The sequence below is a fragment of the Colwellia sp. 6_MG-2023 genome, assembly GCF_030547765.1.
GTDB lineage: Bacteria > Pseudomonadota > Gammaproteobacteria > Enterobacterales > Alteromonadaceae > Colwellia.
In genome coordinates this window covers 31,844-56,572 of sequence record NZ_JAUOPP010000020.1, presented here as the reverse complement: position 1 = coordinate 56,572, position 24,729 = coordinate 31,844, and the positions used below count along the sequence as shown (strand labels likewise).

Annotated in this window: 26 protein-coding genes; 10 read left to right on the top strand and 16 right to left on the bottom strand. The window is 34.6% G+C overall.

The window, feature by feature from the left end:
- Positions 1–92 precede the first annotated feature (92 nt).
- Both Q4503_RS13215 and Q4503_RS13210 read right to left on the bottom strand, forming a co-directional pair.
- Positions 93–1,952 carry a M1 family metallopeptidase gene (locus tag Q4503_RS13215; RefSeq protein WP_303602548.1) on the bottom strand — a complete coding sequence of 620 codons (1,860 nt, stop codon included), beginning with the start codon at positions 1,950–1,952 and terminating at the stop codon, positions 93–95.
- A 153-nt stretch (positions 1,953–2,105) separates the two neighbouring features.
- On the bottom strand, positions 2,106–2,969 hold the full coding sequence (locus Q4503_RS13210) for an OmpA family protein (protein WP_215972765.1): 864 nt from the start codon (positions 2,967–2,969) through the stop codon (positions 2,106–2,108).
- Between the two features lie 327 nt (positions 2,970–3,296).
- On the opposite strand from Q4503_RS13210, the gene rnt reads away from it, so the two are divergent.
- On the top strand, positions 3,297–3,968 hold the full coding sequence (gene rnt, locus Q4503_RS13205; protein WP_215972736.1) for a ribonuclease T: 672 nt from the start codon (positions 3,297–3,299) through the stop codon (positions 3,966–3,968).
- Positions 3,969–4,081: 113 nt separating this feature from the next.
- On the opposite strand, the gene Q4503_RS13200 is transcribed toward rnt, so the two are convergent.
- Positions 4,082–4,687, bottom strand: a complete 606-nt coding sequence (locus Q4503_RS13200) for a peroxiredoxin (protein ID WP_215972737.1) — start codon at positions 4,685–4,687, stop codon at positions 4,082–4,084.
- A 92-nt stretch (positions 4,688–4,779) separates the two neighbouring features.
- The gene (locus Q4503_RS13195; protein WP_252727445.1) at positions 4,780–5,124 is read right to left on the bottom strand and encodes a Grx4 family monothiol glutaredoxin; all 345 of its coding nucleotides are present in this window, start codon (positions 5,122–5,124) and stop codon (positions 4,780–4,782) included.
- Between the two features lie 302 nt (positions 5,125–5,426).
- Here Q4503_RS13195 and sodB point away from each other — a divergent pair, with 302 nt between their 5' ends.
- Positions 5,427–6,011 carry a superoxide dismutase [Fe] gene (sodB, locus tag Q4503_RS13190; RefSeq protein ID WP_303602547.1) on the top strand — a complete coding sequence of 195 codons (585 nt, stop codon included), beginning with the start codon at positions 5,427–5,429 and terminating at the stop codon, positions 6,009–6,011.
- Positions 6,012–6,104: 93 nt separating this feature from the next.
- On the opposite strand, the gene Q4503_RS13185 is transcribed toward sodB, so the two are convergent.
- From Q4503_RS13185 to Q4503_RS13160, 6 genes are all read right to left on the bottom strand, one after another.
- On the bottom strand, positions 6,105–6,536 hold the full coding sequence (locus Q4503_RS13185; RefSeq protein WP_252727446.1) for a phosphate ABC transporter substrate-binding protein: 432 nt from the start codon (positions 6,534–6,536) through the stop codon (positions 6,105–6,107).
- Between the two features lie 10 nt (positions 6,537–6,546).
- Positions 6,547–7,716, bottom strand: a complete 1,170-nt coding sequence (locus Q4503_RS13180; protein WP_303602546.1) for a porin — start codon at positions 7,714–7,716, stop codon at positions 6,547–6,549.
- Between the two features lie 121 nt (positions 7,717–7,837).
- Entirely contained in the window at positions 7,838–9,457 is a 1,620-nt protein-coding gene (locus Q4503_RS13175; RefSeq protein WP_215972740.1) for a methyl-accepting chemotaxis protein, read from the bottom strand.
- Between the two features lie 298 nt (positions 9,458–9,755).
- On the bottom strand, positions 9,756–10,469 hold the full coding sequence (fadR, locus tag Q4503_RS13170; RefSeq protein ID WP_215972741.1) for a fatty acid metabolism transcriptional regulator FadR: 714 nt from the start codon (positions 10,467–10,469) through the stop codon (positions 9,756–9,758).
- Between the two features lie 133 nt (positions 10,470–10,602).
- Positions 10,603–11,241, bottom strand: a complete 639-nt coding sequence (locus tag Q4503_RS13165; protein WP_215972742.1) for a GNAT family N-acetyltransferase — start codon at positions 11,239–11,241, stop codon at positions 10,603–10,605.
- A gap of 198 nt (positions 11,242–11,439) precedes the next feature.
- A complete protein-coding gene (locus Q4503_RS13160; RefSeq protein ID WP_215972743.1) occupies positions 11,440–11,817 on the bottom strand; it encodes a DUF3192 domain-containing protein in 378 nt (125 codons plus the stop codon).
- A gap of 177 nt (positions 11,818–11,994) precedes the next feature.
- Between Q4503_RS13160 and Q4503_RS13155 the strand changes: the two genes are divergently transcribed.
- On the top strand, positions 11,995–12,309 hold the full coding sequence (locus Q4503_RS13155; RefSeq protein WP_303602545.1) for a hypothetical protein: 315 nt from the start codon (positions 11,995–11,997) through the stop codon (positions 12,307–12,309).
- Positions 12,310–12,382: 73 nt separating this feature from the next.
- Here the strand turns inward: Q4503_RS13155 and syd are convergent, their stop codons facing one another.
- Entirely contained in the window at positions 12,383–12,988 is a 606-nt protein-coding gene (syd, locus tag Q4503_RS13150) for a SecY-interacting protein (RefSeq protein ID WP_215972745.1), read from the bottom strand.
- 56 nt (positions 12,989–13,044) lie between these two features.
- On the opposite strand from syd, the gene queF reads away from it, so the two are divergent.
- The 6 genes from queF (at position 13,045) to Q4503_RS13120 (ending at position 20,153) form a co-directional block, all read left to right on the top strand.
- Positions 13,045–13,920 (top strand): NADPH-dependent 7-cyano-7-deazaguanine reductase QueF, encoded by an 876-nt coding sequence (gene queF / locus Q4503_RS13145; protein WP_303602544.1) that lies wholly within the window; start codon positions 13,045–13,047, stop codon positions 13,918–13,920.
- A gap of 523 nt (positions 13,921–14,443) precedes the next feature.
- Positions 14,444–16,039 carry a GGDEF domain-containing protein gene (locus tag Q4503_RS13140; protein WP_303602543.1) on the top strand — a complete coding sequence of 532 codons (1,596 nt, stop codon included), beginning with the start codon at positions 14,444–14,446 and terminating at the stop codon, positions 16,037–16,039.
- 63 nt (positions 16,040–16,102) lie between these two features.
- The gene (gene ppnN, locus Q4503_RS13135; RefSeq protein ID WP_215972748.1) at positions 16,103–17,449 is read left to right on the top strand and encodes a nucleotide 5'-monophosphate nucleosidase PpnN; all 1,347 of its coding nucleotides are present in this window, start codon (positions 16,103–16,105) and stop codon (positions 17,447–17,449) included.
- A 2-nt stretch (positions 17,450–17,451) separates the two neighbouring features.
- The gene (xni, locus tag Q4503_RS13130; RefSeq protein WP_303602542.1) at positions 17,452–18,312 is read left to right on the top strand and encodes a flap endonuclease Xni; all 861 of its coding nucleotides are present in this window, start codon (positions 17,452–17,454) and stop codon (positions 18,310–18,312) included.
- Between the two features lie 65 nt (positions 18,313–18,377).
- The gene (locus Q4503_RS13125; protein ID WP_215972750.1) at positions 18,378–18,773 is read left to right on the top strand and encodes a DUF3192 domain-containing protein; all 396 of its coding nucleotides are present in this window, start codon (positions 18,378–18,380) and stop codon (positions 18,771–18,773) included.
- A gap of 372 nt (positions 18,774–19,145) precedes the next feature.
- Positions 19,146–20,153 carry an isocitrate dehydrogenase gene (locus tag Q4503_RS13120; protein ID WP_215972751.1) on the top strand — a complete coding sequence of 336 codons (1,008 nt, stop codon included), beginning with the start codon at positions 19,146–19,148 and terminating at the stop codon, positions 20,151–20,153.
- A 95-nt stretch (positions 20,154–20,248) separates the two neighbouring features.
- Here the strand turns inward: Q4503_RS13120 and rlmM are convergent, their stop codons facing one another.
- From rlmM to Q4503_RS13100, 4 genes are read right to left on the bottom strand one after another with little or no spacing between them, the layout of a single operon-like run.
- Positions 20,249–21,328 (bottom strand): 23S rRNA (cytidine(2498)-2'-O)-methyltransferase RlmM, encoded by a 1,080-nt coding sequence (rlmM, locus tag Q4503_RS13115; protein WP_303602541.1) that lies wholly within the window; start codon positions 21,326–21,328, stop codon positions 20,249–20,251.
- Positions 21,325–21,747, bottom strand: coding sequence for a DUF423 domain-containing protein (locus tag Q4503_RS13110; RefSeq protein WP_215972753.1), 423 nt, complete (start codon positions 21,745–21,747; stop codon positions 21,325–21,327). The genes rlmM and Q4503_RS13110 overlap by 4 nt, the downstream gene beginning before the upstream one ends.
- Complete coding sequence (locus Q4503_RS13105) at positions 21,740–22,399, bottom strand: alpha/beta family hydrolase (RefSeq protein ID WP_303602540.1); 660 nt, start codon at positions 22,397–22,399, stop codon at positions 21,740–21,742. The genes Q4503_RS13110 and Q4503_RS13105 overlap by 8 nt, the downstream gene beginning before the upstream one ends.
- A gap of 58 nt (positions 22,400–22,457) precedes the next feature.
- A complete protein-coding gene (locus tag Q4503_RS13100; RefSeq protein WP_159819514.1) occupies positions 22,458–23,390 on the bottom strand; it encodes a transcriptional regulator GcvA in 933 nt (310 codons plus the stop codon).
- Positions 23,391–23,709: 319 nt separating this feature from the next.
- On the opposite strand from Q4503_RS13100, the gene Q4503_RS13095 reads away from it, so the two are divergent.
- Positions 23,710–24,006, top strand: coding sequence for a hypothetical protein (locus Q4503_RS13095; protein WP_303602539.1), 297 nt, complete (start codon positions 23,710–23,712; stop codon positions 24,004–24,006).
- Between the two features lie 331 nt (positions 24,007–24,337).
- On the opposite strand, the gene Q4503_RS13090 is transcribed toward Q4503_RS13095, so the two are convergent.
- Positions 24,338–24,646 (bottom strand): hypothetical protein, encoded by a 309-nt coding sequence (locus tag Q4503_RS13090; protein ID WP_303602538.1) that lies wholly within the window; start codon positions 24,644–24,646, stop codon positions 24,338–24,340.
- Positions 24,647–24,729 lie beyond the last annotated feature (83 nt).

The following is a 24,729-nucleotide window of genomic DNA, read 5'->3' as shown; positions in this document are numbered from 1 at the left end:
GATATTATTATATCAAGAGTTCTAATCAGCGAATAGCAAAAAGGCTCAACAGAGCCTTTAATTTATTTCACTGAAGTTATATATACTGATATTTATTTTTTCAAAATATCATCAACAGTACCTTGAGCTAAACCATGATAACCAGGGCGTGCTTTTTGATAAACCTTAAGCGCCCATGCTTTACCCTGTTCTGTTTGAGCTAATTCTTTATATAGTGGCACTATTAGCTTACGACGCCCGATAGCCACTAAATACTCAGACATTTCTGGATAAACAACATCGTAACCTGCTCTGATTGATAATAAAAACCAAGCATGTGCTATTTCAGCATTTTTACTCTGTGTTAAGTTAAAAGCTTTATCAATTGCAACCATACGTTCGATGTTAATATCTGTAGGCAAATTATTGATAAAGTGTAACCATTCATGCAATGTCCAATTTGCTGTAGGTAATTGGGTTAATGTTATACCTTCTGCTAGCCATTGTGATATTTGCTGATCAATCGTACTAAAAGCTGTTGAGGTAGGCTTAGGTACAAACGTAGGTAAACCTTGTCCATAAATCCATTCATTAACATCTTCATCGCTAACAATGTTTGGATATTTATGCGTTAAATTAGCTTTAAGGTATTTAACAAAGTTATTCGTACCTAAGCTTTGAAATGCATGACTGTCAAAATATTCGAGTACGAAAGCATCAAAACGCTCACGACCAAACTTCTTCTCAAGATAAATTAAAAATAATTGTCCTTTAGTGTAAGGAACACCTGAAAAAGCATCATCAGGATCACGTCCCTTTAGATCGATATATAACTGAGTGTCACCAGCAGATAATTCAGCTATTTCATTATTCAAATTTTGAGCATCTAGCGATTGCTCCATAATAGCTCTGTTTTTACCAAACACAGCTTCCATAATGCGATTTTCAACATAACTGGTAAAACCTTCGTTTAACCATAAATCACGCCAGCTTTCATTGGTGACTAAATTACCAGACCATGAATGCGCTAGCTCATGTGCAATTAAGTTTACTAAGCTTTTATCCCCTGCGATAACAGTTGGTGTGATAAAAGATAAACGTGGATTTTCCATACCACCAAAAGGAAAGCTTGGTGGTAATATTAATAAATCATAACGACCCCAACGATATTTTCCATACATTTTTTCAGCTTTATCAATCATCGCCTGAGTATCATCAAACTCAGCTACTGCCGCATCTAAAATATTAGATTCAGCATAAATACCAGTTTGATGGCTCATTGATTTAAAATGTAAATCACCGACACCAATGGCAATTAAATAAGCAGGAATTGCTTGTGGCATAGAAAAGAAGTAATCGCCATCTCGCTCAGTATCTGGTTCATTATTAGCACTCATTACTGCTAATAAATCTTTATCTGTTGTAATTCTAGCGGTGTAAGTAACACGAACACTTGGTGTATCTTGAATAGGAATCCAAGAGCGAGCATGAATTGCTTGATTCTGGCTAAATAAGAATGGTTGTTTCTTACCTGCAGTTTGCTCAGCAGATAACCATTGTAAACCAGACGCTTTTTCGGTTGAATTATAATAAACACGTAATTTTTTAGCTTTGAATTTTGTATCGATCGTCAGTTTTGAACCTAAAACAGAATCTCGTTCAGCAAGTGTATAATTTACCTTTTGCCATTCATCTTGAGCATTTTGGGCAAGAACGTTATGAATAACCAGATCACGTGTATCTAAAATGATACTTTGTGGTGTATCACTAAGCCATTTTAATGATAGCTCAGCAAAGCCTGTTAATGCTTTTTCTTCGAAATTGACCGCTAGGTCTAAATAAAGGTGGGTTGTGATAACTTGATCATAATTTGAATAGGTATAAGCATCGTTTAATACTGGCTTATTATCCGCTGTTGCTAATTGCGATATAAATAATGTTGCTAACAACATAAACCGCTTAAAAATTTTCATTAAAATAATCCTAAAAAACTCACAAAAAAATAGACTTGTAGATTACTTTGAATCAACAAGTCTATTCAACTATTTTGTATTATTAATATATTCAGCAAATTGAAAGAGTATAAAGAAATATTTACAATCGGCTTTTGTATAAATAGGTCGACTTTAAAGTTTTTGCATTTGAATGACTACACGACGGTTTTTACCACGTCCGAGTGTTGAGGCATTAGAAGATATATGACGTTTTTCACCATAACCTTTGGCCTCAATACGGCTTGCATCTATTCCATTTTTGACAAAATAATCACGTATTTTAAGCGCTCTACGTTCAGATAGTTTAAGGTTAGGCCAACGGGCACCATAACTATCTGAATACGCATCTACCAATACTAGTTCTAGTTTAGGATCTAAACTTAAATACTCTCTGATCATATCAACACGTCGTTGCGATGCTTTCGTAAATTGCTCACTATTTGATTGATAATTTAATACGGTAAAAGCGATGTCTTCAAAACTGTAATTTAATAAATTTCCGACACAAGCAACAAAATTTTTATATGCACCTTTAAAACGTGCGGTTGATAAGCCAACAGATATTTCATCGTCTTCACTATACCAATCATTATAATAAAAAGTTGGACTCATTCCTTGCTCTAACTCACTTAACATAGTCCAAGCAACCTTCTTAGGTAAACTAGGGTTGAATTGTTTCTGAAGCTTCATGTTCGCTAAAACTTTTCCGCCATAGCCAGGACGCCAGCTAGGTGACTCACTTCGTACTTGCGCAAGCGAATAGCTATCAGGTAGAAGCATCATATCAAGCTCAAATTCCATATTCAGTTTACGACTTGCTTTTGCTGAAAAACGTGCTTGTCCATAATTAGGAATTTGATGTGATAACGTACATTGTAAGCGAGAGTCATCAGCAAGTTGCCATTTTGAACTATTAAGATCAGCGCTGTATTGTCGAATATTAGCTTGCGCCTGTGTTACGAAAAACATGAAATACAAGGCGATAGAAGCTGTCATAAAAAATGATGAAGAGAAGAACAATTTATATGTATTTGGAGAGTATATTTTCATAATATTGATTACATAATTAATTAATGACATTAGTTATATCGTCTCAAACTAAAATTACTTTAACACTTTATCTCTATTTTTTCGTTATTTTAGTGTTTTATCACTAATTTATTATTTTTATACCGAATTAAATATTACTAAAAAACCAAACTAAATTCACATTTAGATTATAAGCGACTCATAAATGTAATCAGGTAAGTATTACTATCGTGTTTACAATAATTTTCTGAGATAATTACTCATCCAAGTTTTCTCTTAAGCCAAATTTATAATATGTCAGATACTGTAGAAGTAAAAGAAGATAAAGAAATAAGTAAACCATTATTAGCACAACGATTTCGTGGTTATTTCCCTGTAGTTATTGATGTCGAAACAGGTGGCTTTAATGCCCAAACTGATGCCTTACTTGAAATTGCAGCCTCTGTATTATCATTAGATGAAGTTTCAGGTAAGTTATCAATTGATGAAACCATACAATTTAATGTTCATCCTTTTGAAGGGGCAAACCTAGAGCCTAAAGCACTTGAATTTACAGGGATTGATCCTACACACCCATTACGTGGTGCTGTTGACGAAGATGTGGCCTTAAAAACATTGTTTAAATTAGTCAGAAAAAAAATGAAGCTTGCAGGGTGCCAGCGCGCAATTATTGTGGCTCATAATGCAGCTTTTGATTTAGGGTTTTTAAATGCCGCAACAGCACGTTGTAACATTAAACGTAGTCCTTTCCATAGCTTTGTGAGTTTTGATACGACCACATTAGCCGGTCTAGCATTAGGTCAAACTGTACTAGCAAAAGCTTGTGAAGCTGCTGAAATTGATTTTAGCAATAGTGAGGCACATACCGCAATTTATGATACTGAGAAAACTGCCGAGCTATTTTGTCATATTGTTAATAAATGGCATGAATTAGGTGGCTGGCCTTTAGCTATACCAGCAGAGTAAATAGCAAATCATAAAAAAAGCTAGTGTCATAAACACTAGCTTTTTTATATGATTTTTAGTGACAATAATTAAAAAAAGTTGAAATAATTGTCAATTTAGTCGCTTAAAAACGATTAAAGTTTATCAGCGTTATCGGTAAGGTAAGCTGCAACACCATCTGGAGAAGCTGTCATACCTTTATCACCTTTATTCCAACCTGCAGGACATACTTCACCGTGCTCTTGGTGGAATTGTAATGCATCAACCATACGTAGCATTTCATCTACATCACGGCCAAGTGGCAAATCGTTGATTACTTGATGACGTACATTACCTTCTTCATCAATTAAGAATGAACCACGGAAAGCAACACCTGCTTCAGGATGTTCAACGTCATATGCTTTACAAATTTCATGTTTAGTATCTGCAACTAAAGTATATTGTACTGGACCAATACCACCTTCATTTACAGGTGTATTACGCCATGCATTATGAGAAAATTGTGAATCAATTGAAACACCAATAACTTCAACACCACGACTTTTGAACTCTTCCATACGGTGATCAAAAGCTAAAAGCTCTGACGGACATACAAAAGTAAAATCTAACGGGTAGAAAAACACAACAGCTTTTTTACCTTTAATTGCTTCACTTAACGTAAAAGTATCAACAATTTCACCACTACCTAACACTGCCGCTGCAGTAAAATCTGGTGCTGGACGACCAACTAATACACTCATTTTGTGCTCCTTTCTATTATTAATAATTAAGAATTTATATTGAAAATAATGAATAACAGCTCATTATCTTATCAATTTACTTCTTGATAAATTTATTCTGCGCTTGTTTCTTCAGAAGCATTTTTAGCTGATGCTTCCTTAATCAAAGTTTGCAACTCACCTTGTTGAAACATTTCCATGATAATATCACAACCGCCAACTAATTCACCTTCAACCCAAAGTTGTGGAAATGTAGGCCAGTCTGCATATTTTGGTAATTCAGCTCTGATATCAGGGTTTTGTAAAATATCAACATAGGCAAATTGTTCACCACATGAGATCAAGGCTTGAGATGCTTGTGAAGAAAAACCACAACTTGGAAGTTTTGGTGAGCCTTTCATATACAATAACACTGTATTCTCACTAATTTGTTCTTTAATACGTTCGATAGTTTCCATGATAACCCCTAAAATAATAACCTCTAAAAATAATACTCATTATACTGAGCTGAATTCTTAGTAAAACTGACACTAGAAATATAATGGAGACGAAGTTTCACTTTTCAATTCAATATAATAAATACTTGAAAATAAATTTATATACTTGAAAAATAGATAAAGAAACCTTATACACTCTATACACTAGTTATTCAAAATAGTATAAACTTAATACCTGAGTATTTTACTCAAGTTTTATTGGAAAATACACCCTTTATTCACGAATACACTGTAACTTTAAAACAAAGAACTTGGAGAGCACAATGGCTATTGAATTACCTGCATTACCTTACGAACAAGATGCCCTAGAACCACATATTTCTGCAGAAACTTTATCGTTTCATTATGGAAAACATCACAATACTTACGTAGTGAAATTAAATGGTTTAATTGAAGGCACTGAGTTTGCTAACAAATCATTAGAAGAAATAGTGAAAACTTCTTCAGCAGGCATTTTTAATAATGCAGCACAAATATGGAACCATACTTTTTACTGGAATAGTTTAAGCCCTAATGGCGGTGGTGAACCTACCGGTGCTTTAGCAGATGCTATTGTTGCTAGCTTTGGATCTTTTGCTGAATTTCAAGCAAAATTTACTGACAGTGCAATTAATAACTTCGGCTCAAGCTGGACATGGTTAGTTAAAAATGCAGATGGTAGCTTAGCGATTGTTAACACTTCTAATGCTGCAACACCATTAACAGACGAAGGTGTTACCCCATTACTTACTGTTGATTTATGGGAACATGCATACTATATCGATTACCGTAATCTTCGTCCTAAGTACATGGAAGGTTTTTACGCACTAGCTAATTGGGATTTTGCTAGCAAAAATTTCTCAGCGTAATAGCTATTAGCTGAAATTTTTAATAAAAAAACGAGCTAACTAAGCTCGTTTTTTTTAAACAACAGTACATTTAGACTATTAGGTTACAAGTAATTAAAAGGTTTTTAATACTTTCACTGATGCATCAACGCTCGCAGCATCAACATAACCAATAGCGCCGGCATTAGCAGCGATATGTTTTAATACCTCAGCATCTGACCCTAATTCTGTTGGTGGCTTACCTCGACCTGAGAAGATCAATTTAGACCAATAAGCCTTCATCTGACTTGAACTTTTATTTAATACTTTTTCTTCGAATTCACTGCGTACTGCACTACCTGAAACTGAATTAATCGGTTCAATGGATCCACCACTTGGAAATGCTTTCATTTTGCCCATAAAAATTCGCGCTATATCACTATCATCAATAATATCAGCGTTAGTTGAGTTAACAACAACCGCAACATCAGCTATAGAAGAGAAACTAAGAAAAAAAACAGATGTACATAATAAAAGTTTACTTTGAGTACTTTTTAAAAATTTCATTTTTCAACTCCTAAAATACAGTTACTAATGCTGTTCTAAACAAGCCTGAGTCACTATTACTATCGAGATCGTCGCTAAAAGAGGTATATTCAAATTTTAATGCCGCAGATTGGTGGAAATCCCAACGCAGACCTAATGTGATATAACTGGTGTCTTCATCTGTCGCGGTATCTAAACTTTCGGTACCATAAATCAAAGTTTGTAAGTCTACAGGTAAAGATTCAAATGCCGTGCCATCTGGTATACCTGGTATTTGATAGTTTAACGTAATAGGATCTTGGTCATCTTCATCAACCCCATAAGTTACATGTACCATCATATTATTAAATCGATAACCGGCCATCAAATAATAAGACTCTTGATCAGGTAAAGCTGTATCATCTAATGATAATGAAGAGTATTCACCTACTAAAATAATTTGGTCAAAATCAAGTTGGAAACCAAGCTCAATAAACTCACTGGTATCTGATGCTATATCAATTTGACTAGCAATATGATTTTGGCCTAATCCATTCCAACCATCTACTAAAGGTTTAATAGCCAACAAATCAATATTCATTTCTGTTTGGAAATAAGCACCTCTAAGTGTTAGCCAATCACGTGTTAACGTTAACGAGGCACCTGCAAAATTTGTAAAATCAGCACTACTCTCATTATCGAACACTTCTATATCTGAATTATTACCACCATAAATAGCGTGTAGTGTTGTATCAAAATCACCAAGCTGCGTCGAATATATAGCGGCAATCCCATCGAAGGTATCAAAAGGTACGTCATAAACTCCTCTTGGCGGAGTAATCCAAGGGTAAGCATAAGACACATCTAAAAAATCAGAGTACATATAAAAAGGTATACGTTGACGACCAGCCAATATTTTCAAATTATCATTGACTTGATAACCAACATAAGCCCATTCAAATTTAGGATCCCAATCATCGGCACCTCGGGATAGTATTTGGGCGGTAATACTTAAACCTTCGCCTAAATCGCTTGATGCTTGTAAAGCAAATAGTGAATCAGGACTAAAATCGATTGAATCGTCATAGCCATATAAGCTTTCATCACTTGCTGTTGTAACACCAGCAACAATACTAGCAAAACCATTTAATGTGATTTCAGCATTGGCACTACCTGCTAATAAAATACCTGTTAGCGCAAGCGCTATTCTATTATGCTTCATTATAATATACCTATCATTATGTTGAGTTATGTTAAATCCGTTTACTGCTTTATTGAAACTACAGTTATTATTATTAAATATTACTTATTGTTCTTAGTTTAAATAGCAATATAGCTAAAAATTAGACCTTAAATTGACGAGCTACAGACTCTAACGCTGAAGCCAAAATCGTTAGTTGCTCACTTACATCACCAATTTCACGTGATGCTTTAGAGGCTTCATCAGCACAAGATTGAATATCTTCAACATGACCAACCATCAATCCAGAAACTTGATGTTGCTCTTCTGTTGCAACAGCTATTGCTCCATTCATATCAGCGATAACATTAACTGTATCCGTTATAACAACTAAGCTATCACCGGCTTCAATAGCCGTTTTCACACTTTCTTCAACACTCGTGCGTGAGCTTTCCATCATAGTTACCGCTTTTTTAGCTGCACCTTGTAACTGCCCCAGCATTTGATTAATTTCTTCTGTAGATTCTTGTGTGCGTGATGCTAGATTTCTAACTTCATCTGCAACTACAGCAAAACCACGGCCTTGTTCACCTGCTCTTGCCGCTTCAATAGCAGCATTAAGTGCTAGCAAGTTGGTCTGGTCAGCAATACCACGTATGACTTCAAGCACAACATTTACCCTATCGGTATCTTCCTGTAATTGATTCACAGTTTCTGCTGCTTGCGTTACATTTTCGGCTAAAGTTCTAATACCTATTACCGTTTGCTCAACAACGTCCTTACCTTTTTCAGCTTCTATATTTGCATTTTTGGCTGCATCAGCTGCATCTGCTGCATTAGTCGTAATTTCAGCAACACTTTGGCTCATCTCTTCGACCGACTGTCTTGATTGAATAACACTATCTGATTGGCGGTTAAACGAGCTGATGGTACTACTCGATAGTTGCGAAATTGTATTTGCGGTTTCAGCTAATGGTAAAGCGGTATCTACTACATTTTTAATAACACCTTGTAGTTTTTCAATAAAGCTATTGAACCATAGAACTAACTCACCTATTTCGTCTTTACTGTTAGTGGTAAGCCTAACAGTTAAATCTCCATTCTCTTGGGCAATACCTTTCATTGACTGAATAATATTTTGTAAACTTGAACTAATTGTTCTCGCAACAGGAATAGCAACAGCAAACAACGATAAGATAGTAATAGCGCCAACTATCATACCTGTGGTGGTATTTGACTCTGCCTTTTCATTAACAGACTCAAACGCTTGAGTAAAAGATTGATATCGCTCTGCGCGAAAGGTATTTAATTTATTTTGCAAATTAGTAAGCTTTTCGGACATTGCTTGACTTCGCTTCCCTAACGTAGAAAAGTCAGCAGAACCATCTACCATCTCACTTGAAAGTGCAAAAGCTAATTGATAATATTCATTAAAATCATTGAGTAACGAGCGTAAATAATTCGCATTCTCTGCATCTGACTGAATATTATTTTGAAGTTTATCACGAGTTTCTTGCGCATAAGTATTAGCAGCATCAAGTAAATCGGTTTCTCCCATAGTTGCAGCATTACCTAACGTTTCTTTCAACTTATCCAGCCTAACAAGGCTATATTCAGATGTTTGTAATAACTGATATTCGATACGATATGCCTTATCTAATTGTGTCACTATGTGAGACATAGCCATAAGTGTTATAGCTAAATACACACAGAACCCAATAGCCCCAACAAATGGGATTAAAAGTATTTTATAGCGAATCGATAATGTTTTAAATAAATCCATATTTGCCTTCTAGTTATTGTTAATCAACAATTTTTTTATACATAATAAAGTGAGTGTAGTAAAAAAATCATATTACGCAAATTTTAAAATCAAGAGTTTGAAGTAAACAACTCAAACGAATAATTAATGAGCAATCCATTGTTCTAATGCATGTTTATAGATAATAAAGACCTAATTTGAATAACTATATTAGTAATGGGAGGGGGTGATTCTTTTATAATTTAAACTGTGTATTCATAATAAAAGCAAATAGTATAACTAAATTGTCTATTTGCTTAAATGTGTGTAAATAAAATGATTAATCTACAGTAAGCTCTTTAAGCACATCATCCTTTAATTCAGCCCAAAGTTTTCCAGATTCTATGCCGTACTTACGAACTTCAAAAATAGAATCATCAAAACGTCCTTCGTTCGCTAGTTCAATAAGCTTTTGGTAATAAGCCCTTGATATTTCACGTCCTGTTGGGTGCGCAAAATACAAACTACCAATGCGCGAATACAATCCTTTAAAACCATTTAATATTAGTAAATAAATAGAATTTTCTGAGGCTATTGCCAATTCTTTATTTAGTTGATAATCAAACTCAGCAAATGCTTCACCATTATCTTCAATATCAGTATAAGCACTCAACAATTCAATAGTCTTCTTAGGATTGTTTTTTATAGCACCACGAATATAAATAGCACTGATATTAGTACGAGCTGATAAGAGATTATCCACTAAATCAGGAACACCTTCTTGGTCAAGATGCGCTAGCGTTTCTAAAATATTTAAACTTGACGTGTCCCAAAAGTTATTCACTTTTGTTGGTTTTCCATGTTTAATAGTCAACCAACCATCTCTAGCCAAGCGCTGTAGTACTTCTCTAAGGGTTGTTCTAGTTACACCAATTAGCTCTGATAATTCACGCTCTGCTGGTAAAATTGAACCAGGAGGAAAACCACCATTCCAAATTGATTCAACAATATATTGCTCGGCAAATCCGGCAGGGCTTTGAGCTTTTATAACCATATTCGTAAACGACCTAAAAAAGATAAATTAATAAAACTGATTGTACCAGAAGATTGAATTGGTACAAGCGTAATAGAAAAGACTGGTCTAACCAAGCTCATGACATTATAAAAGATAAAGGTTAAGCAGCTAATTATTCTCTGTAATGTACCATTAAAGCACCAGAAACTTTACCAACAGTTAAATCTTTAATAAATTTATAATTTGCATCTTCAAAAAAAGTTCTAAACTTTCCTGATGTTGCATAAACTGCAACACCTTCACTATCACTATGCTCTTCAAGAACAGTATTTACTGCTGCCATTAGATAATGACCAAAGCCATGATGTTGATGCAAAGGGTGAATAGCAATAAAGGATAACATATGAAATTTTTTTAATGGGATAGAGGCAAGGACAACTTTTTCTTTTTCTATCATCTGTTTAGTGCTTAAATATCCAGCACTTAGCAACATTTTTAAACGCCAATGCCAGAATCTTTCCGTACCTACACTATCATCTGGACTATTCAAACAAGCAACACCTACCATCGACTCGCCCAAATACAAACCTACCATGGGTTGCTTAGCTTGCCAGAAAGCGTTTAACTCTTCTCTGATTGATGCTCTTAATCTTTGCTCATAACCTTCTTTGTCACTGTTGAATATATCTAAAAAAACAGGGTCATCATGATAGGATTGAAAAAGGAGCGAAGCCGCTACTTTAAGGTTCTCTGCACTAAGGTAAGTTGCCTTTATATCAAGTTCACTATCTACCGAAACAGTCGCTGACATACAAGTTCTCCAATCCAACAATTATATTTATTTTTTTTATCCTATATTCACCATACCAGTTTTTTTAATAATAGGTAAATAAAATTCAACTGTCATAATTATAGTGCAGGGTTATAAATATAAAATAACTTGGTATAACATCATGTCATACCAATATTATTTCATTTAATATACTGCTCGGTGTATTGCTATTTTTAATTATAGTAATTTTTTATATTCGTCACCGTTACCTGTTTGAGTTAATGTACCGTCAACAAATTCTAAATAAGTACATTCATCCTTAGTCGTTAACCCATCTTTATGCTTGCGTTGACTTCTATAATATAAAACACGAATAGTTTTTTCATTGTAAGTGTAAGTTTCAGAAAAATCAGCAACACCTAACTTTTCTTGCATATCGACAACACTTGTACCGAGTTGAACTTGTGCTATAACTTTACGGTTTTTATAACTTCTGTCTTCACTATCCCCCATAATTGAATGATCTACTTGACCATCTTTTACTGAGATAACACAGCCAGTTAACGTTGTTGTTAACGGTAAAACAATAAGTAATGCCAACAATGATTTTTTCATATTTACTCCTAATAGAATTATACTTTCATACGTAATAAAGCAAAAAACAAACCAACAACACAAAAAAACATAACCAACTGATTATATTAAATAAAATAGAAAAACTAAAAATAACAACTGACATAAATAGTAACATTGGCTAAAATATAGTGAATATTACAAAGACAATTAATCAAAATGACAATAAATGATGAAATTTCAATCGTTGCTAATAAAATAGCAAATGAAGGCAATAAACCAAGCGTTGCACTAATTAAAACCAAGTTAAATAAAAAAGTTCCTTTACCTACCATAATATCAGTATTAAAAAATTGGCAGCATGAACCAAGCTTTATCTCGTTACCTGAAGAAAAGCATACTGATGTTGAATGTAAAACGGATAATCCACCAACAGAAAAAAGATCTTTTGAGAAAGACGTCCGTGATGAATTAACAAGTTTAAAAGAAGAAGTATTAGAATTAAAAGCCCTTATAAAACAAATACTTAAATAATCACTTAAGTGGTAAATTAATAACATGTGCTTTTAACCTTAATATTACTCATTATATTAAGGTCGCGCTATTACTATTGAGGCACTATAGGGGTCAGTGTGTTTATAAACTCAGCAAGTGAATCAGCTAGCTTTTTATGAGGCTTACATCCAACACGCTCAACCCACACTGTTCCAGTGTCATTTTCAACTGAGATGATCATATCTTCTTCATCCGTGACAGCAACAAAAACAGTTTCAGCTTGTTTCAACCTCTGCTTCATTAAAATATGGCCAATCAAGTTCTCTTGTAAGCGCTGAAAGTCATCCCGATTCCACGCAAATAACAAAGATAAATTACCTTCTTCACAGGTAGCATCAAGATTTTCACTGTATAAAGTCGTAAAGTATGTTTTGATATCTGGGTGCAAAGTCATTTCTAAAGCGGTTTCAACATTATCAAAGTTTAACTCTTGCACCTTTTCTATATTAACCGGTCGCCAATAGACTTCCCCCGAAGATAGCGCTTTGTATTCAGTGGACATGTCAGTGTATGCATCTTCACAAGGTGAAAGCCATTGCTCGTCTTGCTCTACTTTCGGAGGGTGAGAATAGGTGTTTTGATAATTTTTTACATACTGCTTAGAAAATTGTTGCAAAATGTCTACTAAATTGAGTTTAGTTTGATTTGATGATGTCATCTAATTCAGAGATCCTTTAAAATAGTCTATGAAGTTTCATATAAAATAAGAAAATTATGGCAACCTACCAAAATTCAAAAGAATTAAAAAATTTAACGCTTGGTAAAGCAACCGAATATTGTAGTGAATATAACCCAAATCTATTACAAGGTGTACCAAGAAGCTTAAATAGAGATGATTTATCACTTGTTTCAAATACATTACCTTTTATAGGTGAAGATGTTTGGTACGGATATGAATTATCTTGGTTAAATAATAAAGGCAAACCTATTGTCGCTGTCGCAGAATTTCGTTTTCCTTGCACAAGCCCGAATTTAGTCGAGTCAAAATCATTTAAATTATATTTGAATAGCTTTAACCAAAGTAAATTCTCTAGTTTTGACGAAGTTAAAAATATATTGATCAAAGATTTATCTGCAACCGCAGGTGCTCAAGCACTAGTAACTTTATTCCCAGTTGAGCAATGCCCTGCTCTGGCCATTAAAGTGAGTGGTAAAGACGTTATTTGTATTGATGAAGCTGATATCACCGTAGATAATTATCAATATACAGCTGAGCTACTAAAATATGCGCAAACAGACATAACTTCAGAAGCCTCTTCTGCCAAAACAGAAAGCGAAAACCTTGTTAGCCATTTATTAAAGTCTAATTGCTTAATTACCAATCAACCTGATTGGGCAAGTGTTTATATTAGTTATGAAGGCGCTCCGATAGATCACAGTATTTTATTACAATACTTAATATCATTTCGTCAACATAATGAATTTCATGAACAATGTGTTGAACGAATATTTTGTGATTTACAAGAATATTGTCAATTATCAAAATTAACGGTATTTGCTCGTTATACTCGTCGTGGCGGATTAGATATAAACCCTTTTAGAAGCACACATATAGCTTGTGCTCCAACAGCAAGAACCTTAAGGCAGTAACACTCACAATATTAATTATCAGTGTTAAATTAAGTTTCTATTCCATGATCTGTTACATATTTTTATAAGGTTGCATATTGCCAGCTCCATTGAGGTAAATAAAAGGTAGCTTGATTGGTATTAAATCTGTCAAAATTAACATAGCTATATTACGTTTGGTTAACCATTATATCGATCGCTACCTCATTAGCCTGTACCAATACTGTATAAAACGTAAGCTTGTTATCGATACTTTAAAAAGGTAATAATCAATAATAAAACCGTTCAAAATAACAGGGATATTTTAATAATTTTCAACTAAACTTCTTATAAAGTAGAAAGTAGTAAATAATATTATTGTAATTTAACGGCTTAATTTACGTTAAGCAAACGTGAATCTGATTAAGTCAGTATAGTCATGTGTTTACACATAATTTATAATAAATCTATTGATAATGTTGTTGTTACTGTAAATTATTAATAATTAAGGGCATAATCAAATTGCTTAGTAAAAAAAGATAAAATAGAAGGATTAACTAAGGATATGAATACTAAAACTGTTGCTGTTAATGAATCAAAGGTGTTACAAAAAAAACTTAATGCAGCAATAGCATCTAGAGCTTCACTTGAAGAAGACTTTAAAGCGCAATCTAGTATGCTAATAGAGTTTATTAATAAACTATCTCAAGTATCCAAAGGCGTCGATATAAAATTAGATAATCGACTCGCTCAACTTCGAATATTGTTGACAAAATCAGCGCCAGTATCTGATATTGAATTAAAAATTAATGAAATATCAACGTTATTACAACAACAAACGACAACCAATAAAAAAAATATTTCTCAATTGCATACTCAGTTTAATAGCGCTGGACAGAGTTTACAAAAAGTACAAGGATTACCGAGTGACTTGCGGAGAAAATTACGAACCTTGTTACAAGAAAGTCAGTCAACCAAAGAAAGTATCACTCAATATGCTCCTCTTGTAAGTAAGCTTTTAGCTTTTTATAGTATTGCTCTACAATCAAAATCAAGTGTTTCATCATCAAATACCGCCAAAGAATTAACACAAGATATTAGCGCTACAACAAACGCAACACCGGCTATTAATAGCGTGCTTATCGGTAAAATATCCAGTTGCTTAAGTAAATTACAGCTCTCTACACAGTACAGTAAAGAATTATTGGAAATTAATAAAAATTTGCTAAAAGACACAACTCATGATGATGTGTTATTACGATTTATTGAAATATTTGATGTAATATTTGCCGATTTACAGCATGAACGAAATAGTGCAAAACACTTTTTAAATACCTTAAGTGAAACATTAACGACAGTACAGCATGCGGTAAAAGAAACACTTTCGACATGTAAGACCGCACAAGACACTAACCTTAAAATTAATCAAAAATTGCAAGGTCAATTATTAGATATGGCTGGCTCGGTCAAAACAGCACTTTCGTTAGAACAAGTTAAAGTTGATATCAATGGTAAGATAATTAATATAGCAAAAACATTAGAGAAAAAAACAAAGCTAGAGCTACAAAACCAGGAAGAACTGGCTAGCCAATTAAGTAAAATGGTTAAAAAAGTAGAAGCTTTTGAAGAAAAAAGTAAAGAATATGAAAGTAAATTAGCCGAACAAAAGCGTAAAAGTATGCAAGATGCTTTAACCAAATTAAGTAATCGTGCCGCTTTTGATGAATATTTTACTCAAGCGATGGTTGCTTTCCATCATAAACCTTTTAATTTAGCACTTGCTGTTATCGATATAGATGACTTTAAAAGTATCAATGATAATTATGGCCACACAGCTGGTGATAAAACCTTGCAGGTTATCGCCAATACGATACAAAAGAAGGCTGATAAAGATGCCTTTATTGCACGTTATGGTGGAGAAGAATTTGTATTGATTTATAAAAATCATAAAGAAGATGAATTAGTTAAAGAATTAAACTTTTTAAATAAGAATGTTTCCATTTTACCTTTCAAATTTAAAGATAATAAAGTAAGCATCACCTTATCTATAGGGGCTACCCATATATCTCAAGAGGATAATATACATACCGCATTTGAGCGCGCCGATGAAGCCATGTACAAAGCTAAAACCCAAGGTAAAAACCAAGTTATTTACGCTTAATTAAAAGCACAACTCATACAGTCTTGGTCGTTCCAAAGCCGAAGAAAAACAAAGGAATTTTACATGCATACTCAGCTTAACCCTGTCGGAAACATGAATATACTGTCGCAAGCAGAAGTGGATCAACTTCAACAGTCTTCAACTAGCGAACTTTACAATCTTTATCGAAGTTGCTCACTCGCAGTACTTAATGCGGGGAGTCATACCGATGATGCAGAAGTGATTTATCAGCAACATAAAGATTTTACGATAGAAGTACTCAGGCGTGAGCGAGGTGTTAAAATTGACCTTAAAAACCCACCTGCAAATGCCTTTGTTGATGGCAAAATAATTAGAGGTATTCGCGAACATTTATCTGCTGTTCTCCGTGATATTTTATATATACACAATCCTTACCAAAATATGCATTGTGCACCTGACTCTCTAACTGACGCGACTTTTGGTATATTGAGAAACGCCAATACTATTTTACCTGAGACCGAAGCTCGTTTAATTACTTGTTGGGGTGGTCATTCAATTAAAAATGATGAGTATAGATATACTAAATCTGTCGGCTATCAGCTAGGGTTGCGTGACTTTAATATTTGTACTGGTTGTGGGCCAGGTGCCATGAAAGGTCCAATGAAAGGTGCAACAATTGGCCATGCTAAGCAACGAAATAAAGCTGGTCGATATATTGGTTTAACAGAGCCAAGCATTATCGCAGCAGAGCCACCTAATGCTATCGTAAATGAACTTGTCATTATGCCAGATATAGAAAAACGTTTAGAAGCATTTGTACGAATGTCACATGGTCTCATTATTTTTCCAGGTGGCGCAGGAACCGCTGAAGAGCTCCTTTACATATTAGGTATTTTGTTAAATGAAGAAAATAAAAATCAAATATTACCTATTATCTTAACTGGCCCAGAAAGTGCCCGTGAATATTTTAAAGAAATTGATGAGTTCATCGGCGCTACATTAGGTAAAAAAGCACAAAACCTTTATCAAATAATTATTGATGATGCAGAAAAAGTAGCACAAGTTATGTCAATCAAATTAAAAGAAGTGCTTGCCTATCGCACAAAAACAGGAGATGCTTTTCACTTCAATTGGTCTTTAGTTATCGAGCATGATTTTCAACAACCATTTGAAGCAAATCATAAAAACATGTCTGAGTTGAATATTAGTCATGACTTACCTACTGCTGAGCTTGCTGCAAATTTACGTCGTGTATTTTCTGGTATTGTAGCCGGAAATGTAAAATCGGATGGTATAAAAGCGATTAGAGAGCATGGGCCTTTTCAAATATCAGGAGACAAAAAAATTATGACATTAATGGATAAATTGCTCTCTTCATTTGTTGACCAAGAACGAATGAAATTACCCGGCAGTAAATATATACCTTGTTATAAAGTATTAGAGGGGTAAACGTGTCAGCTCATTTAGTATTAATTGATGCCCTTAACTTAATCCGACGAATTTATGCCGTTCAAGAGCGCCCATTTGTCCAAAGTAAAAATCAACTTGATGGTGAATTAGCAGAAAAAACACAGCAACAAGTATTATTTAACACCCAACAAGCCTGTAACAAAGCATTGGAAAACATCTTGAGCTCTCATCAAGCTAGTCACGCGCTAGCGGTATTTGATAGTCAAAACCCTTGTTGGCGTTACAAGCTATACCCTGACTATAAAAAAGGCCGGAAGAAAATGTCTCGCCACTTAGCTGATGAGCTTCCCAATATCCAGGATGCCTTCCTTAACTTAGGTGTTGATTCATTACTGTCTGAAGAAGATGAAGCAGATGATCTGATCGCAACATTGGCAACTAAAATGGCATTACATGGACAAAATGCCACGATTGTTTCTACCGATAAAGGCTTTCTCCCATTATTAAGTCCGAACATTAATATTTATGATTATTTCAATCGTCGTTACTTAGACGAAACCTATGTTAAAGAAAAGTTTGATATAAAACCAACACAATTAGTTGATCTTTGGACATTAACAGGTGATAACACAAATAAGATCCCTGGCGTTGCAGGTATTGGTCAAATTACCGCGGCTAACTTACTCAATGAATATAGCTCCCTTAATGCCATTCTGACCAGTAATGATCTTAAACCCTCTATCAAAGAGAAACTCGATGCAAGTGAAGAACAAATTACATTAAATAGAAAGTTACTCACACTTAAACGAAGTATTCCCCTAGGCTTTAACCTTAAAGATATTAGGTTAAAAAAAACTAACCCCGAATATGGCAATAAACTAAATAAACAAGAAGCACTTTAAACTAAATCAATAACTAGTTATCATTTCAATAACAATTTATAAAAAATAATAAGACAAGAGGCACAATGAATAAAAAGGTTATTACTCGTATATTTCTTGCATTAGCCGCATACGGAATTTTCGTTTTACTCGTTGTTTCATTTTATGATGATAGTCCTGATAAAATGCAATGGGAAGACAGGGAAGCTTATAACAAACAATTTATAGCAAAATTACAACTTGAACAGTTCACTTTTGAGCAAGCAATAGAACAACTTGGTAGCCCAGATATTACCGAAGCTAAAAAAGTTGCAGCAGATAAATTTCAAGTAATGTTTTATCGTACACAGCATGTAAAGTCTGATGGCATTACCACGCAAGATGAGTGTACTTTCTTATTATTTGTCAACGGCGCCCTTAAAGAAATTGGTTTAGGAGATAATTATCCTAAAAACTGGGGAATTATTGAAAGTTATCAATAGTTTTTATCGTTTTTTTGAAATATTAACACTGTGTTTAATTAAATTTTTTAATAAAAACATAATCTAATATATTCATCCAATATGCTATAATAAATCGTTAAATGTAGACTAACGTAAACTTGATACACTCTGGATTACCTTTTAGAGTCGTTTTATTTAGCTCTATATATGACCACTTTACTGGTCATTCATCGCATGAATATTGCAAATAGAAATATCGAATACGTATCACAAATACTTACATGATATAAAGCACACCATAGACGTATTAATTAGATAATTATCTCTAGTTAATACGTTATGAACAATAAATAACATTATTTATTAAATACTTAAAGCTTAGTATCTCCCTTTTATCACAAGGCAAAAAAAATGACCAAACGAACTATTACAGTAATCCCTGGCGACGGGATTGGCCCAAGCATTATAGAAGCAACAATTAAAGTTTTAGATAAAGCTGGTTGTGACTTTACCTATGAATTTGCCGATGCGGGCCTAACTGCATTAGAAAACCATGGCGAATTGGTGCCACAAGAAACCATGGATCTTATCGAAAAAAACAAAATAACATTAAAGGGTCCATTAACTACACCAGTTGGTGAAGGATTTACTTCAATTAATGTTACATTACGTAAACAATTTAAGCTTTACGCAAACTTACGTCCAGTTTTGTCTTTTAAAGGCACAAAAGCACGTTATGAAAACATTGATATTTTAACTGTACGTGAAAATACTCAAGGTATGTATTCTGGTGCAGGTCAAACGGTTTCTGAAGATGGAACACAAGCAGAAGCTATGAGTATCGTTACTCGTGACGGTGCTGAAAAAATCTTAACCTTCGCTTATGAAACAGCTCGCAAAGAAGGTCGTAAAAAAGTAACAGCGGTACATAAAGCTAACATTTTAAAGTCAACATCAGGACTATTTTTAAAAGTAGCTCGTGAAGTAGCAGCACGCTACCCTGACATTGAATCAACTGAAATGATAGTTGATAACTGTTGTATGCAGTTAGTCATGAATCCAGAGCAATTTGACGTTATCGTTACTACCAACCTATTTGGTGATATCTTATCTGATCTATGTGCTGGTTTAGTTGGTGGTTTAGGTATGGCACCAGGTGCAAACATTGGTGAAGATTGCGCAATCTTTGAAGCTGTTCACGGTAGTGCTCCTGATATTGCAGGTAAAAACCTAGCTAACCCAACGTCTGTTATTTTAGCTGCATTACAAATGCTTGAATATTTAGAAATGAGTGATAAAGCAGAAAAAATCAGAAACGCATTAACAGATGTTATTGCTACTGGCGATCGTACAACTCGTGATTTAGGTGGTACGCATGGTACAACTGATTTCACTGAAGCTTTATTAGAAAGACTGTAAATAAACACTTAAAGTAACAAATTAGTTGCGAGTCTATATTACTCGCAACTTTCAACTAGATTACTAGATTACTAGATTACTAGATTACTAGATTACTAGATTAGTCTTGCATGCACCGTGACTTCTTCACGATCATAATACAAATGTTTTGCATATAATTCATACTTCACTTGATGCTTAGCAAACGCATCTTTAATTGTTTGTAAATCTTCATTGACTTGCTGGTAACGACCTTTCATAGGTAACTTCAAATTAAACATAGCTTCTTTACAATGACCATCTAATAGCCATTCACTCATTAATTTAGCAACCTTTTGTGGTTTCTCAATCATATCACAAACAAGCCAATAAACATTTTTCTTCATTGGAAGGTATTTAAAGCCATCCATCATTTTATGCTTTACTTGCCCTGTTTCCATTAACGATTCAGCCATAGGACCATTATCGATAGCCGTAACCATCATGCCTCGACGCACAAGTTGATAAGTCCATCCACCAGGCGCAGAGCCTAAATCAACAGCATTCATTCCTGAAGTTAAACGAGTATCCCATTCTTCTCGCGGAATGAAGTATAAAAAGGCCTCATCAAGTTTTAAGGTCGAGCGACTAGGGGCTTGGCTTGGAAATTTAAGACGCGGAATTCCCATAACATGCGGCGAACTATTATCTGCCAACGAAAACCCTAAAATAACTTCTTGGCCAGATAAAAACAATGCATGTAATACCGCACCGCCTTCCTCTGCTTTAAAGTCAGTTTTTTTATTCGTTAATATATTTGCTTTACGAAGTCCTTGTCGTAATGGTACCGCCAATTTCCGACAAAACTTACTTAATTCTTTACCATCATTCGTGTCTGGCATTTCCATGCGCAGATCATCATACTGCCATTCCTTTCCTAATGACTCAACAATAGCTTCAACGCGATTATAATCCGGTAAGTCAATCTTTTCAGTTAAGGTCACAAACCATTGACGCGTAAAAATAAGACGTTTAAGTGGCAATTTTTTTAATAAAGCTTCACCATGCTCTGATACTTGTAGATGAAAAAAGACTAAGCCTTGATTCTTTTTTAATTCTAAATAGCCATACATTTCATTCCATGCGGCTTTTTCTTGAATTTCAGCGCCACACTCTTTTTCAAAGCCTGGTCGACAATATAATACGATAGAAGTCATAAGTTGTTTTTACCTTCAATTGACAAGAGTAACCAAGCAACTGCCAATGATATTCCGCCAAATGGCGTTAGTTTACCAATAATGGGAAAACTGAAAAATGTTTTAATATAAATGCCACCGCTAAAAAACATAATACCAATCACAAAACCGGCACAAGCAGCTAACAATATATTAGAGGGTTTTCTAATGGGTAAGTTAGTTATAGCCCAAATTAATGCTGCTAAAAGAGCTAAAGTGTGAAATAACTGATATTGTAATGCTGTTTTTAATGTTGATTGCACGTTAACAGATAACGCCTGTCCTGCGTGAGCAAGCCAAGCGCCGAATAGTACAGAAAAGCAGCCACTAACGCCAACAAAAATCATTAAATATTTTATTATACTCGTCTTATGATGTCCTATTTGCGCCTCTTTATTCATTTTGGGTATTTTCCTGAATAAACTGTTTGATAATGTCAACTGAACTTTGCATATGTTGAGCGTGGGTAAATCCTGATTTCACTCTTGGTTTTAAACTATGATCGCCGTCGTTTAAGAAAACGCACTGACACAAGTTAGATAACTCATAATTCATAATTTCATCTTCAGAGCCTAAGGCATCACGTTCACCTTGTACTATTAGCACTTTTTTTTGTGTCTCTTTTAATGGCTCCAATCGCAATTTTTCAGTATTTTTAGCTGGATGAAACGGATAGCCTAAACAAAAGACACCTTGTATTTTATCTAAAATATCATCATCACTTGCTAAGGTTGCTGCAACACGAGAACCCATTGATTTACCGCCAATAAATAAAGGTAACGGTTTAACGCTTTTAGTTGTAGTGACTAAGTCATTAATAACGTCTTTATAACACTCAATTAGCTTTGGCATTCTATCAGGCGGGTAGCGCTTTCCAAGCGCAATACGTTTATCCATAAAAGGAAAATTGAATCTTAATACATTAATGTTAACCTGATTAAATAAATCAGTTATTTGCTGCATAAAATCATGATGCATATCTGCGCCAGCACCATGAGCAAATATAATTTGTGCGATAGGATTATCAACATTATTTTCTAGCTTACTTATCATTGTCGCCTGTTACTCCGGTGGATAAAATTTTTCACTAAGGAAAATTGAGTTGAATACCTTACGTAATTTGACCATTTTTAACTTGCTCTTGCTCTGATTCAACCATATCAAGTAACCAATCCCTAAACGCTTCTATTTTACCTATATCTTTTTGAGATTCGCGACAGACAACAAAGTATGAGTTTTTACTCACTAACACATCATTAAAAGGGCAAATTAAACGACCAGAATCTATATCCGGTTTCGCTAATACACTATAGGCTAATGCTACACCTTGACCATATAAAGCAGCTTGAACTACCATAGCAGAGTGACTAAAAATAGGACCATGATTCACATTAGTTCCCTTAACACCTACTTGCTTAAACCAACGCTTCCAATCTCTACGCGACGTATCATGCAATAAGGTATGATGTTGTAAGTCATCTAACGATAATAATGGCGGTTTACCACTCGCCGCCCCTTCTTGCAGTAGTAAAGGAGAACAAACAGGAATTAAATACTCAGTATGTAATTTATCGGCATGAATATTTGGCCAACGACCTCGACCATAATAAATAGCGACATCAACATCTTCAGTGAGTGAGTTTTCAGCTTGATCTACCGCTTTTATTCGCACATCAATATCGGGGTGTAAGGCGTTAAAAGCACTAAGACGTGGCACAAGCCATTGTATGGCAAAACTTGCTTGTGAACTAACCGTAATAGCCCCTTTAGCACCACGAGCAAGTAACCTTTCAGTTGCATCATAGAGTGAATTAAAAATATCTTTTATATCTAAATAATATGACTGCCCTTCTTCCGTCAATAATAAAGAACGATTTTTTCGCATAAACAATTTAATACCTAAATGCTCTTCCAGTGCTTTGATCTGGTGGCTTACAGCTGCTTGAGTAACAAACAACTCCTCTGCTGCTCGCGTGAAACTTAACTGCCTAGCCGATGCTTCAAATGCACGCAATGCGTTTAATGGTGGTAATCTACTAGCCAAGTTACACCTGATTCCATATTAATATAAAAGTGAATTTACACATAAATTATTTAGAATACAGCATACCAACTATTCATTAGTTTTTCTAATGAATAACATGATTATTTGTCGTTTTAAATTCTATGCTTTTTTAAGTATTATAGCGCCAATAGATGAAGGACATCATCTCAAGGTTCTAACAAAAAGTGTGAGCAGTGCTATTTTATCTCTGCTTGCATATTGCGAAAAAGAGCAAGCGCGAGGAAAGTCCTAATAAATCTATCAGCCGAAAAGATGGCACCAACGAAAAATTTATTATTAGGTCAAATAGGAATAAGACATGAAAAGTATTAACATATATAAACTAGCTATTGTAGCTACATCAGCCGTAATGGTTTATTTTGCTTCTGGATTAGCATCAATTGCCCAAGCCTCTGACTTAATTAAAGCAGAGCCGATTAAACAAGAAAGCTTGATTAACCAAGCACAAGCTAACTTAGCCGTAACATTTTCAACTATTACTATCACCCCTAGCACTATACAAGATAATGCTAGTGAGATGATAGCAAAAGAAAGAGTTGTTGCGAATCAAAGCGAAGTAATAACGCTAAGCAAAAATAATATTATGAGTGAGTAAGTACGACTTACTGATAAAATAACCGATAAATGCTCGCACATTTAAATAAAAAAGGGCGTAATACGCATTGTATTACGCCCTTTCTTTATCTGCTAACTTATTGAGTAGGTTAATACCAATCTCGCTAACGATGTAATCATTGCTACTTGTTAAAATCACCAACATATAGACAATATAGGGGACAGTCACTCAAAGTATTGCTAGAACACAGTGATGTATTAACAGATTACTGTGAGCACAAAGGTTTGAAGCAACGAACCAATATTAATGACTGTAATAAGCTTTTGGCGTAACAACTTCTAAAAACTAAATCCTGAACACTTACAGTGCATTAGTCGACGAAAGTGTTCTCTGTTAGGGCAAAGCCTACCTTTTTCTTTTGTGATTGCAGCTCTAAAAATGTCTCTTGTATAACTCTGGCATCCCAGCTTGCACGGTGTCGACCTGCGCCAATTTTCTCACGAACCATTGCTTTGGTTTTGTCCCAACTCAAGAAATCTTCCTCTTTTAGTACCATTTCCAATGCACTTACTCTGAAAGTAATATCTTCTCGACCAGCTTGAAATAAAGTACGTATCCAGGGGTAGTCGACAGTCCAACCGTCAGAGTAAAGTGTTTCCCCTTTTAGTAGCGCGTTCAAGCTCTGGCACACTTCTTTGGGGCTTTTTCCATTTGCAATTAGTTTGTCTCTACTCAGGCCGTGAAGAGCTTCAGCTTCAGGAT